Below are 14909 nucleotides of genomic sequence, written 5' to 3' on the forward strand. Positions count from 1 at the left end.
CCGCGAAAGTGATTCGTTTTTCTTGTCAAGTCTCAACCGCGGCAGCCGCATCATGCAATCCGACCAGTATGACCTTGGCCCATCCTTCGTCTCCACGGAGGTCCTCTATCCGATTTATCTGTTCGACGAGCTCGTCGACTACTTGGATGTCGAGGTCACGCTGACCCCAGGCCGGGAGCCCGATTCATGGGAAATTGATGAGGTCGTCTGTCATCCGCAGCATATCCCCACTCCGGTGACGGCGACCGGCGAATTGCTCGCGGACATAAAGAGCTTTCTGGCCTTCGACCCCACCGCGAAGGTCAAGGTCGCGAAGGCGGGCGAAAGGCTGTGGCCGCATTGAGATTCGCCGTCTCTGAAGAAAAGCCTCCGACATCATCCTTGCCCCGGCACTCTGCGTGAGTGGTATGCACCGTAAACCGAAGTGGTCATTGGCCCAGAATGCGGATGCGCTATGTCACGCTGGCTGGGACAGAAGAGGCTCTGGGTGTGGATGCCGACTACATCATAATCGGAGGTGGCTCGGCTGGCTGCGTCCTGGCCAACAGGCTGAGCGCTGATGGCCGCCATCGTGTGGTCCTTTTGGAGGCTGGGGGCAGCGATCTCCATCCCTGGACGCAGATCCCCATCGCCTATGGCAAATGCTTCTATCACCCCCGGCTGAACTGGCGCTACGAGTCCGCACCCGTTCCAGGCCTCGACGACAGGACCATATATTGTCCGCGCGGCAAGGTCCTGGGCGGCTCCAGTGCCATCAACGCCATGGTCTTCATCCGCGGCCAGCGGGAGGATTATGACGGTTGGCGGGATCTGGGCAATGCCGGGTGGGGCTATGACGACGTTCTGCCATATTTCCAGCGCCTCGAGCGGGATGAGGCAGGGCCCGTATCTTCGCACGCCGAGGGCGGACCGCTGACGATCACTGAGATTTCCGGATCAGCGCATCCGCTCTGCACCGATTTTCTGGCGGCCGCAGCTTCGGCGGGGTTGTCCTTCAACCCCGACTTCAATGATGCGACGCAGGAGGGCGCCGGCTTCTATCGGATCACCACCCGTCGCGGGCTTCGCGTTTCATCGGCAACCGCCTATTTGCGACCTGTCCTTTCACGGCCCAATCTGCAGGTCATCCGGCAGGCGCTTGCCACGCGCATCGTGTTTGAGGGCAATCGCGCGGTCGCGGTGGACTATTCACGTGGAGGAGACCGCTCCCTGAGGGTCCACGCCCGGCGCGAGGTCGTGGTGGCGGCAGGTGCCGTCAATTCCCCCCAGCTCCTGCAGCTGTCCGGCATCGGCGATCCTGCCCTCTTGCAGCGTCACGGGATCGCCGTCCTGCACGCAGCACCGGCTGTCGGCGAGAACCTCCAGGACCATCTCTGCATCGACTACCTCTACAAGTCGCGCAAGGCGTCGCTCAACGAGACCCTGAGGCCGCTATGGCGGCGGCCCTTGCTTGCTGCGCAATATCTCCTGACCCGGAGCGGTCCGCTGAGCTTGAGCGTGAACCAGGCCGGAGGGTTCTTCCGGACGCGCCAGGATCTGCAACGCCCCGACATGCAGCTCTATTTTTCCGCTCTCAGCTATACGCGGGCCAGTCCCGGCAAGCGTCAGCTCATGCGCCCCGATCCCTTTCCCGGGTTCCTGCTGAGCGTCTCCAACTGCCATCCGCTCAGCCGCGGCCATATCCGCATCCAGGCCGCCGATCCGTTCAAGCCGCCGATCATCCAGCCGAACTATCTTGCCGACGACCGCGACCTTTCTGAGCTGGTTCTGGGCGCCCGCTTCATTCGCAGACTGGCCGCGCAACCGGCGCTGGCGGAGATCATCGCGGAGGAATTCCGTCCCGGCATCGAGGTCATGTCCGAGGCAGAGATGCGGGCCGACATCCGCAAACGCGCCACCTCGGTGTTTCACCTCAGCGGAACATGTGCCATGGGCCCGGATCCGCGCAACGCAGTGGTCGACCCCAGATTGCGGGTCCATGGCGTGCAGGGTCTGCGCATCGTCGATGCCTCAATCTTTCCACGGCTTGTCTCCGGCAACACCAACGCCCCGACCATGATGATCGGCGAAAAGGGCGCCGATCTCATCCTGTCCGACCTGCGCTAGGAACACAAACGCGCAACGTCGGATGGGCCTGTCTTTGTGCGGGGGAGAGGATCTGGGCCAGAACGCCCACCCCGGCCTTGATCTCGCGCGGGCTGCAGGCGCTGAAGCCGAGGACCAGTCCGCTGTTCTCGACGGGCTCCAGGCAGAAGCGCGAGATCGGCGCCGCAACGATGCCGCGTCGTGCGGCGGCCTCGGCCACGGCCACCTCATCGATCCCGGCGGCAAACCGGCCGATGGTCTGGATGCCGCTCTCGGCACGCACGACGTCCAGGACGCCCGAAAGATGGTCTCGGGCCTCATCCATGAGAACTTCCTGGCGCTCGGCATAGAGCTTTCCCATGCGCCGGATATGGGTCGCGAAATGGCCTTCGCCGATGAAGCTGGCGACCACGCATTGCTGGTTTGTGGAGGCCCCTTGCTGGGTCGCGCGCGCCACCCGGTCAAAGGCCTCGACCAAGGCCGGGGGCGCCACCATGAATCCCAGGCGCAAGGCGGGGAACAGCGATTTGCTGAAAGTGCCGACATAAATGACCCGTCCCGCCTTGTCGATGCTCTTCAGCGTCGGCGGCGGCCGTCCTGAATAGAAGAACTCCCCGTCATAATCATCCTCGATGATCCAGGCATCGGCCTGTTCGGCAGCCTGCAGCAACTCGAAGCGGCGCGACAGGCTCATGGTCACGCCAGTGGGATGCTGGTGCGATGGGGTCACGAAGGCCAGGCGGAAATCGGGAGATGTCCGCAGGCCCTCGGCGACGCTGATGCCCTCGTCATCCACTGGGACCGGAACCAAACGCGCCCCCGCGGCGAACAGGCTGTTGCGGGCGCCGATCGCACCAGGGTTCTCGAACCAGACCGGGTCTCCCGGATCAAGCAGCATGCTGCCGATCCTGTTGAAGGCCTCCTGCGCGCCGTTGACGATGAACACGCTCTCGGGTTCGCAGAGTATGCCGCGGTTCAGCCGCAGATGCGCGGCCACGGCGTGGCGCAGCGCCTTGAGGCCCGCGGGGTCCGGATAGCCGAGCATCTGGCCTCGGGAGCCGCGCCAGCAGCGTGCCGTCAGCCGCGCCCACAGGGCCACGGGGAACGCCTCCAGCGCGGGCATTCCGGTGATGAAGGCGCGATGCTCCGGCAGATGCGCGAGCCGGGGCAGGAACTGCTGCGAAGCCCCCAGGGCGATCCGTGCGAGCCGCGCCGGCTGGCGGCCGAGCTCCCCGCCCTGAGGTTCGATCGCGGTGGGCACGTTGACATTCACCTCGACGCTCACGAATGCGCCTGCACCCACACGGGAGTCGATGAGGCCTTCGGATGTGAGCTGGTCATAGACGGCAACCACAGTGGTGCGCGACAGGCCGAGATCCCGCGCCAAAGTCCGGCTGGACGGCAGCCTGGCCCCGGCCGCGATGGCGCCCGACAGAATGGCCTCCCTTAAGGCATAGCTCAGCTGGACGACCAAGGGCGTGGCTGCGCCCTTGTCCACGGACAGGGCCGGTAGCAGCGCGCCCCCACTATACTTGACCACAACCCCTCCCCGATTGGCATCGTCTTTTCACGAGAACGGACCTTAACGCGCAGGCCAATCCGGTCGCAAGAAGAGAGCATCCGCCAGCACAATCTTCGGCCGCGGCCCGAGGACATCCCATGAAACTTCGCTGCATAGAGACCTTTTCCGACCGGTATGTCGGGTTCGTTCGCATCACTGACGAAACCGGGGCACAGGGCTGGGGTCAGGTTTCGCCATACAATGCGGACATCACATCGCAGATCCTGCACCGGCAGATCGCGCCTTGGTCACTGGGCGTCGACACGACAGATCTCGATGACCTCGTGGATCGGATCGAGGAGCGTGAGCTCAAATTTCCTGGCTCCTATGTCCGCCGCGCCATCACCGGGCTCGACACCGCCATCTGGGATCTCAGGGGCAAGCATGCCGGCAAGCCGGTGGTCGAGCTTCTCGGCGGCCGTCCCGGCCAATTGCGCTGCTATGCGTCGTCGATGAAGCGGGACATTACACCGGAAGACGAGGCCGAACGGTTCCTCCGCCTCAGGGATCGCCATGGCTTCGATGCCTTCAAGTTCCGCGTCGGAGCCGAAGCCGGCCGTGATATCGACGAATGGCCGGGCCGAAGCGAAGCGATTGTGCCGACGATCCGCCGAGCGCTCGGCGACGAGGCCACGCTGCTCGTGGATGCAAATAGTGGTTTCTCGCCGGCACGCGCCATCGAGATCGGCCGGCTGCTCGAGGCGCATGGCGTGGTTCATTACGAAGAGCCCTGCCCCTATTGGGAACTCGAACAGACCAAGCAGGTCACCGATGCGCTCGACTTGGACGTGACCGGCGGCGAACAGGATTCCGACTTGCGCATTTGGCGGCGGATGATCGAGATGCGCGCGGTCGATATCGTGCAGCCCGACATCTGCTACGTCGGAGGGGTCGGCCGTATGCTGAGAGTGGCGCGCATGGCCGAGGCCGCGGGCCTGCCGGTGACGCCGCATGCTGCCAATCTGTCCTTGGTGACGCTGTTCACCATGCATGTTCTGGCTGCGATTCCGAATGCCGGGGCTTATCTCGAGCTGTCGATCGAGGGGGCGGATTACTACCCCTGGCAGCAAGGCCTCTTCCGCAACGATCCCTACAAGGTATCCAATGGCACAGTTTCGATTGACGACACCCCGGGATGGGGTGCCGATATCAATCCGGAATGGCTGGCGCGATCGCGCTACCAGATGAGCAAGCTGGATTAGGCGTTGCCTGAGGCCGGAGAGCGATTGTCTCCGGCGGGGGGAGTTGAAGACGGTCATGAGCACAGGCTCGCTGTTCACGGATGATTTCAAGCTTTCGCCCTATTGGTGGGATGCGACGCCAAGGCCCGAGATATCCCCCGGCGACCTGCCCGAGCGCGTGGATGTTGCGGTCATCGGGTCTGGCTATACGGGGCTTTCCGCGGCCTTGCAGACCGCCCGGGGCGGGCGGTCGACCCTCGTGTTCGACGCCGAGGACGCAGGCTGGGGCTGCAGCACGCGCAATGGCGGCCAGATCAGCACCAGTGTCAAACCCAACCTCGCAGAGCTGACGAAACGCCACGGTCCGCAGACGGCGCGCGCGATTCTATCGGACGGAAGGAAGTCCCTGAAGTGGATCGGCGAATTCGTGGCGGAGGAGAACATCGAGTGCTCCTTCGGCGTGGTGGGGCGCTTCCATGCCGCCCATAATACGGCAGCCTTCCGCAACCTGACGGAGTCCTTTGCAACGGAGCCGGAAGAGTTTGAGACGGGCGGCTGGGTTGTGCCGCGATCGGAGCAGAGAGAGGAACTCGGGACGGACGCCTATCATGGCGGCGTGGTCTATCCGCGCCATGCTGTGCTCGACCCCGGAAAGTTTCACCATGGCCTCCTGGAAAGGGTTCTGCAGGCCGGGGCCGCCATCGCGACCCACTGTCCGGTCACCGGCATCGAGCGGATGAAGCAAGGCTTTCGGCTGACCACGCCTCGCGGGATCCTCGAGGCTCGCGACGTCGTGGTCGCTACGAATGGCTACACGGGCAAGATCACGCCATGGCAGCGTCGCCGCGTCATCCCCATCGGCAGCTATGTCATTGCGACCGAGGAGTTGCCGCCAGGAATGGCCGACCGCCTGTTCCCCAAGAACCGCATCGTCTCCGATACCCGAAAGGTGGTCTATTATTATCGGCTCTGCTCCGATCGGCGTCGCATTATCTTCGGTGGCAGGGTCAGCCACGGCGAAACCGACCCCATCAAGAGCGCAGCCAAGCTCAGGGACGAAATTGTCCGACTGTTTCCGGAGCTCGCAAACATTCGGGTCAGCCATTCTTGGATGGGCCTCGTCGCCTACACATTCGACACGCTCGCCCATGCCGGCAAGCATGACGGGCTCCATTACGCAATGGGCTATTGCGGCTCCGGCGTCGCGATGGCGGGATATCTTGGCATGCGGGTTGGCCAGCAGGTCCTCGGCCTGCCGGAGGGCCGCTTGGGCGTCGAGGCAGCACCGTTCCAAACCCGCCCGCTCTACTACGGCTGGCCTTGGTTCCTGGCACCCTCCGTCTCCTATTATCGCTGGCGCGACAGCCGCAACAGATGACACAGCCGGATTGGCATCCAACACCAGATAAAATGGACCTATAGGTGGATGCCAATCGCCCTTAGCTTTGAGATCGGGGCCGACGCTCACGCCATGGACGTATGAAACTACGCCGGTCGGCCGAGATGGAGGGATGCTGCAATGAGATCTCCACGAAGAGGCTTTGTCGTTCTCGGGGCGCTGCTGAGCGTTCTCATGGCGAGCACGGCACAAGCCGAGACGCTTCGGCTGTTGACCTGGGGCAATTATGCACCCGACAAGGTCATCGAAATGTTCGAGAAGAAATATCCGGACATCAAGGTCGAGGTCACCTTCTCGAACAACGAGGAAATGGTGGCCAAGCTACGGGCGACGGGAGGCGCCGGTTTCGATCTCGCCCAGCCGAGCCATGACCGGATTTTCTCGGCTCAGAAGGAATTCAACATCTATAAGCCGATGGATCTGACCAAGATCGATCTTTCGGTCCTGGACGAGAAGCTGCTGGCCGGGGTCAAGGCGAACACCACGATCGACGGCGAGGTCTACGCCGTTCCCCATGAATGGGGCACCTCCGGCATCATGGTCGACAAGACCAAGGCGCCGGAAATCAAGAGCTGGGCCGATCTCTGCGATGAGAAGTACAAGGGCAAGACCTCCATGAGGTTGCGCCGAACCATCCTGCTCGGCACCGCCTTTGCCATGGGCAAGGATCCCTTCGCGGCCTACGGCAATCTGGACGATTACAAGAAGCTCATGGACGAGGTTGCCGAGAAGCTGATCGCCTGCAAGGCGATCGTGAAGACCTATTGGAAGGCCGGGGACGACCTGTCGGCGCTCATGCTCTCGGGCGAAGTCATCGCCTCCGAAACCTGGGATTCGACGGCCTACAAGCTTTATTCCCAAAACCCCAACATCGTCTTCGTGCCGCCGGAGACGGGCGCATTGGCCTGGATCGACACATTCGCCCTGCCGCGCAAGGGCGAAGCGGATGAAGCGGCCTACAAATGGATCAACTTCGTCATGCAGCCCGACATTGTCCCGCTGATGTCGGACAAGAGCGGTGCGGTCGTTGCGGTCAAGGATGGCATCGCGAAGATGCCGGAGGACAAGCGCAAGGCGGTGCAGGCAGCGTTCAAGCCTGAGGACATCGCCAATCTGAAGTTCTTCGCCAACATCCCGCCAGGCCTCGAAGACATCGAGGGCAAGACGCTGGAGAGGATCCAGGCCGCCACGGCCAACTGATCCGGAAGATCCGCGACCTCTCCGCTTGGACGGTGCCGTCCCGCCCAAGCGGAGTTCAACGCCGGTTCCTTGTTCAGGGTATAACCGAGCCCGGCGTGTCGCGGAATACAAGGGGGCCTGGGGGCAGCATGTTCGACCTCGAATGTATCGACGTGACGAAGCGCTTCGGGCCTGTGACCGCTGTCTCCGGCGTTTCTCTGGACGTGCCGAGCGGCACCTTTTTCTCCATTCTCGGCCCCTCGGGCTGCGGCAAGACGACCTTGATGCGCATGATCGCCGGCTTTGAGACCCCGAGCGCCGGCGACATTCGCATCAAGGGCAAATCGGTGGTCGAGACCCCGCCGAACAAGCGCAACGTGAAGATGGTGTTTCAGCACCTGGCCCTGTTTCCGATGATGGATGTCGGGGAGAACATCGCCTATGGCCTTCGCTGTCGTGGCGACGGCAAGGCCGATATCGCGCGCAAGGTGAAGTCGGTGCTCGAGCGGGTCGGCCTGCCCGATGCGGCGGAGAGACAGGTCAATCAGCTCTCCGGCGGCCAGCGCCAGCGTGTCGCGATTGCCCGTTGCATGGTGCTCGAGCCGGACGTCCTGCTGCTCGACGAGCCCCTGGGCGCTCTCGACCTGAAGCTCCGCGAACACATGAAGATCGAGCTCAAACTACTTCAGAGCCAGTTCGACACCACCTTCCTCTATATCACCCACGACCAGTCCGAAGCCCTCGTGATGTCGGATCGTGTCGCCGTGATGAATGCCGGCATCTTCGAGCAGGTGGGCACTCCCCAGGAGCTCTACCATCATCCCCGCAGCAGCTTTGTTGCCGGCTTCGTCGGTGACAGCAATCGCTGGAGCGGTCGCGTCGTGCGGATCGACAAAGCGGTCTGTCAGATAGAACTCGAGGACAAGACCCGGGTCCTGGCGACGGGCCATGATGCGCTGTCCGTCGGTGACCGCGTCGATGTCTTTGTTCGCCCCGAGGCCCTTCGTCTTTCCAGCGAGGAGGCCCAGGACGGTTGCAACCACTTCGTGGGGACGCTGGACAGCCTGCTCTTCAACGGTGCCAATAGCCGGCTGCTTGTCCGCACCGCCAGCGGAATGGTTGAGGTTGACAGTCGTGCCCCATCGGACTCGATCCCTGCCGCCGGATCCCCTATCGCGATCGCCAGTGCGGTGGACAAGACCCTGTGCTTTCCGCAGCGGGACCTCGCATGAACACGGCAGAGACCCGCCGGCTGTCTCTGTTCCTGCTCTTTGCCCCCTTTCTGATGTGGATCGGGCTCCTGATTGTCTTGCCGCAGCTTGGCATTCTTGGCGTGTCCTTGCGCGAAAAGCTGGGGCCGCAGAACTATGCGATCGGCTTTGGCAATTATGCTGACTTTCTGCAGGAGCCCATCTACTGGAACACGCTTCTCAGAACGGCCGTGATGTCGATCATCGTGACCGCGCTCGCCCTCCTCATGGGCTTTCCGATCGCCTACTACATTGCCAAGGTGGCCAGCCGGCGCAGCCGTGCCGGCTTGTTCCTGCTGTGTCTGGTTCCACTCTGGGTCAGTGACCTCGTTCGCGCCTTCGGCTGGATCATCCTCCTGCGCGAGACCGGAATCGTCTCGGTGGCGTTGCAGGCGGCGGGCATGACGGACGGTCCTGTGGAGCTACTCTACAACGACGTCACCATCGTCATGGGTCTTGTCTACACCGTCGTTCTGTTCATGATCGTGCCTCTGGTCTCGACCCTTGACGGCATGGACGACAGCCTGATTGAGGCGGGGCTCAACCTCGGCGGCAATCGGTTCACGGTGTTCCGCCGCATCGTCGTGCCCTATGCCATGCCGGGGATCGTCGCCGGCTGCATCATCGTCTTCATGCTCGCGGCCGGCAGCTATCTCACTCCGGTTCTGCTGGGCGGCAAGAACAGCATGTGGTTCACCGAGCAGATCTACAACCAGTTCATCACGCGCTACAATTGGGAGGCTGGCGCCACCTTCGGAATGCTGCTGCTCGCCTTCACGTCCGTGGTTGTCTGGATCGGGCTGAAGGCGACCGGACAGAGCCTCGGCTCCACGGTCGCGAGGCACTGACCATGAACGTCGCAGCGCCCCAATCGGCAGTGGCCCGTCGTCTTTACCAGGCCTATATGGTGGCCTTCTTCGTCTATCTCGCAGCACCCCTGATCGTCGCGGGCCTGTTTGCCTTCAACGACTCCCTGTTTCCCTCGATGCCCTGGCGCGGCTGGACCCTGGACTGGTTCTTCAACGACACAGAGCCCATGCTCGGCCTCTTTCACGACCGCAGACTGCTGGCGTCCATATGGACCTCGGTCAAAGTGGGCGTGGTCGTTTCGCTGCTCTCCGCGCTGGTTGGCACCTGCAACGCGTTCCTGTTCGAACGTCATGATTTTCCCGGAAAACGATACCTCTATATCCTGATGATCGTGCCGCTCGTCATCCCCGGGGTGATCATGGGCATCGCCATCCTCGTCTTTGCGAGCCTGATCGCCAATGGCGTCGAGGACGGGCTGGGCTTCGACCTCGGCATGCTGCGCCCCGGACTTCCCTTGGTGATCCTGGGTCAGTTCTCTTTTCTCACAACCATCACCTCCCTCATCATCGCCGCGCGGCTGAAGAAATTCGATATCGCCCTGGAAGAGGCAGCTCTCAATCTGGGTGCCAGCCGTCCGCGCGTGCTGCGGACGATCACATTGCCCTATTTGGCACCGGCGATCGTCTCGGCATTCATCGTCGCCTTTCTCGTCTCCTTTGAAAACTTCAACACGACCCTGATGCTCGTTGGCTCGGAAGCGCCTTTGACGATCACCATGTATGACCGCATGGCCAAAGTCGGCTCGACGCCGGTCCTCAATGCCGTGTCCTTCGTCTTGATGGTGGGGTCGGCTCTTCTCGCGCTGCTGAGCGTCTTCGTGCAGCGTCGCGGCGATTGAGCGCTGGGCGAGGCGCCCTCTGAAATGTGCCAGCTTCGCTTTTTTTCCCGCGTCACCTTCGGAGTCCCTGGACCGGCCCGCCAGCTGTGATACGACCTATCAGTTCGCGGAAGTTGCACGATGCACGGTCGTTCTCTCGGCTGCATATGTTCAGGGGTTAACATGCTCGGATGTTTGGACGCTGCCGGCCGATCCGGATCGCATCGCGGCCGGAACTCTCTGGTCGCAGCCCTGTTGGGGATTGTGGTCGTCCTTGTCCTTAGCTCTCCTGCAAGTCAGGCTCAGGGTGCCGGCAGCCCCACCGGGACCATGCGGTCCGAGTTCCGCGAGCCGGTCACCCTGATCAGCAGGGACGGCGTGCTGGAGGTCCGACTGACGGCGCGTCAGGGCGAAGCCGCCCTGGACACGGTCGCCGGTCCCGTGAAGAATTTCCTGCTCTTCAGCTATGAACTCATCCGCGGCACCGCCTCGAATGGCCAGACGTCGGGCGAGAACCTTTACCCGGCGCCGACGCTCCAGGTCTTTCCCGGTGAAAAGCTCATCGTCCATTTGGAGAACGGCCTCAGCGATCTGGCTATCCGGGATTTCTACAGCCCTCAATACACGGCAACCGGCCAGGACGTTCCGCTCTATCCCATTCAGCTGACATCTGCGCCGCTGAACCTCCATGTTCATGGCCTCCATGTCAGCCCCAAGGGCAACTCCGACAATGTCATGATCCACATGCCCGCCGGCACGGCGAATACATACACCTATGACGTGCCCAAGAGCATGCCCCAGGGCGTTTACTGGTATCACAGCCATCTCCACGGCCTCACGGCGGCGCAGGTCTATCTTGGTCTCGTCGGCATGCTTGCCATCGGTCGCACCGATGGCGGCCTGCCCATTGTGACCGAAAACAAGATCCCCATCCGCAACATGCTGCTGCAATACAACTACGTCTTCGACCGCGAGGGCGGACAGGAGGATCTCAACAATCCCTATTGGCCGCAATATGTCAGCACTCTCGTCCCGCCCGAGAAGGACGAGCTTGCAAGCGGCACCTATCGGCCTTTGATGACGCCGATCAACTTCGACAATGCCAAGCCCGGGGCGAAATTCATCACGAACTGGTATGCCGGGCCGCTGTCGATCCGCAATTTCCGGGGCCGGATGCAGTTCATCCCCAGCAACCTCGTCCGCTTCACGTCGTTCAGCGACGACCGGAGCGAGGATGTCCCCGACCGGCCTTCGCTCCCGGACGAGCAGCGCGATGTCCAATTCACCGTGAACGGGCAGTTCCAGCCGGCGATCAAGAGCAAGGCCGGCCAGACCGAGATCTGGGTGCTCGCGAATGTGAGCGACATCGCCTATATGAACGTCCAGCTCACGGAGACCGCCACGGGCAACCACCCCAAGATCGCCATCGTGGGCCAGGACGGCAATCCCTATGGCGCCGTTCACACTCCCCCGACCGATAACGGCACCCGCCTCGTCATCCCACCGGCCAGCCGCTTCGCCATCGCGGTGACGATTCCCGCCGAAGGCGATCTCGTCCTCGAAATTCCCTCCCGCGGCGACGGCGCCAAGACGATCGCCTTGCCGGGTATCGCCTACACCAATAACGGCACCGAGAACCCACCCGCCGTCCTCGGCAGTGTCAGCACGCTGCCTGATGTCATCAGCTATGATGACGGCTTCTTCCTGTTCCCGACCCAGGTCTTGGCGCGTGCCACATCCACCGGAGAGAAGGGCGTGACCACGCCTTTCGTGGAGGGCCAGCCGCTGAACGCCTATACCTCCTTCGTCGAGCTGTCCGGCGCGGCGCCGGACGTCAAGCGCGAGATCAAGATCGGTGGCGGCTTTCTCAATAACATGGCGAGCCAGGCCGATCCGAAATCCTTCGTCTATGCCTTTGACGGCGGCGCTTTTCCCAACGTGCCCCTGGTTCAGCCGCGCCTGAACTCGGTGGAGGAATGGACCTTCGTCAACTTCAACAATGACGAGCATCCGATCCACGTCCATGTGAATGATTTCCAGGTGACCGAATATTTCGATCCCACCACCGGTCTGAGAACCGGCCCGGACAAGTTTGGCGTCGACAATGCGAACGTCCCCGCACCGACCATGCATTCCGACGAATTCGTGGTTCAGCCCGGCCGTCTCAGCATGCGCACCCGCTTCGATGACTATGACGGCCTCTATGTCATGCACTGTCATCGCCTGAACCACGAAGACAACGGCCTCATGGCCCTGATCAACGTGATCCCGGAAATCTCCGCCTATGCGGTGGCGGTCCCCGGCGCGGCCGGCAAGCCTGCCGAAGTGCGAGTCTATGATGGCAATGGCGACAGGCTGCTCGCCACAATCGTGCCCTTCCCCGGCTTCGAAGGCAGTGTGAGCGTCGCCATGGGTGACGCGGATGACGACAGTGTCCTCGACTTGGTCGTTGGCACGGGCGCCGGCCGCACCTCCGAGGTCGTCGCCTTTTCCGGCAAGTCGGCGTTCACGGACGAGATCCTGCGCTTCCAACCCTTCGCCGCCGACGCCCGGGGCGGCATCAGTGTCGCAGTGAGCTCGATCGATGGCGGGACCGGCGACAACATCATCGTGGGCTCGGGGCCGGGCATGGCCAGCGAGGTCCGCGTCTATGGCGGCAAGCAGGCCTCCGGCGCGGCACCGGACCTCTTCTCGTCATTTGCGCCCTATGAAGGGGACACGTCAGGCGTGACCCTGGCGACCGGATTTGTGGATTTCTCCACCGGCCGCAACAGCATCGTCACCGCGCCCGGTGCCGGCACCGAGACCGAGGTGAAGGTTTTCGCCTTCCCGCTGCTGACGCCGCTCGCAAAGAGTGGCCATGGCATGGCCCATGGCGGCAGGGTGAATGAGCCGATCGAGACCTCGAGTTTCAAGCCTTATGGTCAGGAATACAAGGACGGCGTCTCCCTGGCCACCGGTTGGCTCGCCGGGGTCTTCGGCGGGGCGAAGCGGATCATCGTCGGGCAGCTTGGGGGCCGAGGAACGGTCAAGATCTTCTCCAGCGGATCGGCGCTTGACGGGGGACCGTCGATGTATCTGCACAATCCCAATGAGCACGGCCATGGTGCTGGCTTCCGCGAGATCGCCAGCTTCGAGCCCTTCGGCGGCGCGCCCGGCAGTCATGTGGCGGCCACGAGCACCGTCTATGGTGCCAACCTGCTGGTGAGCGGCGGAGCCGCGTCTGGCGCCGGCACCATCGTGAAGTATGACTTTGCAAGGCCCGCTCCCGAGGCGACCACGCTGGAACCTGTTCGCATCGGCGAGGTGGCTGCGACTAAACTCACGCAGCCGGCGGTTCTGGCCGGCAACTGAGAACTCCCCTGACCGACCGCACGCCCATAGCGCGATTCCTGCTGGCGGTTGCCTTCATTCTCGGCGCCTTCAGCCTGAGGACGCATTTCACGAGCATTTCGGTGCTCCTGCCAGAGATCAACCGCGACACGGGCCTCTCCAGTACCGCCGCCGCCTATCTCACGACGCTGCCGGTCCTCTGCCTCGGCCTTTTCGCACCTCTTGCGGCACGATCCTCCGACCGTTTTGGCATGGACCGGACCCTGCTTGCCAGCCTGGTGCTGTTGACCATTGCCCTTGCCGCGCGAGGCACCGGCGAGGCGGCCATCCTCTTTGCCGCATCGATTCTCGCCGGCGCCTGCATCGCCATCGGCAATGTCCTGCTGCCGGCGCTGGTAAAGCGCGACTTCTCCGACCACGTCGCCCTCATGACCAGCCTCTATACCATGGCGATCACCGGCGGGGCCGCGGTGGCCGCCGGTGTCACCGTCCCCCTCGCGGCCGGTCTCGGCGGGAATTGGCATCTGGCTCTGGCGCTGTGGTTCATCCCTGCCCTTCTCGCCGTCATCGTCGCTTCGCCCCTGGCGCGCGGCCGCGATCGCGTCACCACACGCCGGCCCGCTCTCGGTCACTTGTGGAAGAGCGCCCTGGCCTGGCAGGTCACCACCTTCATGGGCCTCCAATCGGGTTTGGCATTCGCGGTCCTCGGCTGGCTTTCCCCCATTCTGCGCGAACGGGGGCTGGACGGCGTCCGCTCGGGCTATGTCCTGAGCGCTCTTGTCGTCGCCCAGGTCGTAAGCTGCCTTCTCGTCCCGCAAATTGCGGTGCGCGGCCGCGACCAGAGAGCCCTCAATGTTGCCCTCGCCGTCACCGCGGTCATCGCCCTTCTGGGCCTGCTCTTCGCCCCCCTGGCGTGGATCTGGCCCCTTGCCATCATTCAGGGTCTCGCCCAGGGGGGCCTTCTCTCGGTTTCCCTGACCATGATCGTGCTGCGCTCGCGCACGCCGCAAGTTGCCGCCCATCTCTCCGGCATGGCTCAGTTCGTGGGCTACATGATCGCGGCACTCGCGCCTTGGCTGATCGGCCTGCTGCATGACTGGACCGGCAACTTTGAAGCCTCAGGCGCGCTGTTCGTGGCCATTTGTACCGGACTGGTGATCAGCGGACTGGGCGCGGGCCGAAGACTTCAGCTCGGAGATGCCGCAAGACCTGCGAGTGCGTTGAACTAAGCCGG

General features: G+C 63.0%; 11 protein-coding genes. 10 read left to right on the forward strand and 1 reads right to left on the reverse strand.

Annotation, left to right across the window (positions count from 1 at the left end; genetic code table 11):
* Positions 1-22: 22 nt before the first annotated feature.
* Both FKM97_RS15400 and FKM97_RS15405 read left to right on the forward strand, forming a co-directional pair.
* Positions 23-343, forward strand: coding sequence for a hypothetical protein (locus FKM97_RS15400; protein WP_205015055.1), 321 nt, complete (start codon positions 23-25; stop codon positions 341-343).
* Between the two features lie 104 nt (positions 344-447).
* On the forward strand, positions 448-2106 hold the full coding sequence (locus FKM97_RS15405; RefSeq protein WP_144293315.1) for a GMC family oxidoreductase: 1659 nt from the start codon (positions 448-450) through the stop codon (positions 2104-2106).
* Here FKM97_RS15405 and pdxR read toward each other — a convergent pair.
* Positions 2084-3625 carry a MocR-like pyridoxine biosynthesis transcription factor PdxR gene (pdxR, locus tag FKM97_RS15410; protein WP_144293316.1) on the reverse strand — a complete coding sequence of 514 codons (1542 nt, stop codon included), beginning with the start codon at positions 3623-3625 and terminating at the stop codon, positions 2084-2086. The genes FKM97_RS15405 and pdxR overlap by 23 nt on opposite strands.
* A gap of 119 nt (positions 3626-3744) precedes the next feature.
* On the opposite strand from pdxR, the gene FKM97_RS15415 reads away from it, so the two are divergent.
* From FKM97_RS15415 to FKM97_RS15450, 8 genes are all read left to right on the forward strand, one after another.
* Positions 3745-4848: a mandelate racemase/muconate lactonizing enzyme family protein gene (locus tag FKM97_RS15415; RefSeq protein ID WP_144293317.1), complete on the forward strand. Its 1104-nt coding sequence runs from the start codon at positions 3745-3747 to the stop codon at positions 4846-4848.
* A 55-nt stretch (positions 4849-4903) separates the two neighbouring features.
* The gene (locus FKM97_RS15420; protein WP_144293318.1) at positions 4904-6205 is read left to right on the forward strand and encodes an NAD(P)/FAD-dependent oxidoreductase; all 1302 of its coding nucleotides are present in this window, start codon (positions 4904-4906) and stop codon (positions 6203-6205) included.
* A 141-nt stretch (positions 6206-6346) separates the two neighbouring features.
* Positions 6347-7426 carry an extracellular solute-binding protein gene (locus FKM97_RS15425; RefSeq protein WP_144293319.1) on the forward strand — a complete coding sequence of 360 codons (1080 nt, stop codon included), beginning with the start codon at positions 6347-6349 and terminating at the stop codon, positions 7424-7426.
* Positions 7427-7554: 128 nt separating this feature from the next.
* Positions 7555-8637 (forward strand): ABC transporter ATP-binding protein, encoded by a 1083-nt coding sequence (locus FKM97_RS15430; protein ID WP_144293320.1) that lies wholly within the window; start codon positions 7555-7557, stop codon positions 8635-8637.
* The gene (locus tag FKM97_RS15435; RefSeq protein WP_144293321.1) at positions 8634-9503 is read left to right on the forward strand and encodes an ABC transporter permease; all 870 of its coding nucleotides are present in this window, start codon (positions 8634-8636) and stop codon (positions 9501-9503) included. Before FKM97_RS15430 ends, FKM97_RS15435 begins: the two co-directional genes overlap by 4 nt.
* A gap of 2 nt (positions 9504-9505) precedes the next feature.
* On the forward strand, positions 9506-10363 hold the full coding sequence (locus FKM97_RS15440; protein ID WP_144293322.1) for an ABC transporter permease: 858 nt from the start codon (positions 9506-9508) through the stop codon (positions 10361-10363).
* Positions 10364-10525: 162 nt separating this feature from the next.
* Positions 10526-13696: a multicopper oxidase domain-containing protein gene (locus FKM97_RS15445; RefSeq protein ID WP_246105104.1), complete on the forward strand. Its 3171-nt coding sequence runs from the start codon at positions 10526-10528 to the stop codon at positions 13694-13696.
* Between the two features lie 56 nt (positions 13697-13752).
* Positions 13753-14904, forward strand: coding sequence for a CynX/NimT family MFS transporter (locus FKM97_RS15450; RefSeq protein WP_281290109.1), 1152 nt, complete (start codon positions 13753-13755; stop codon positions 14902-14904).
* Positions 14905-14909: the final 5 nt, after the last annotated feature.

The organism is Rhodoligotrophos appendicifer, assembly GCF_007474605.1.
Classification (GTDB): Bacteria; Pseudomonadota; Alphaproteobacteria; order Rhizobiales; family Im1; genus Rhodoligotrophos; species Rhodoligotrophos appendicifer.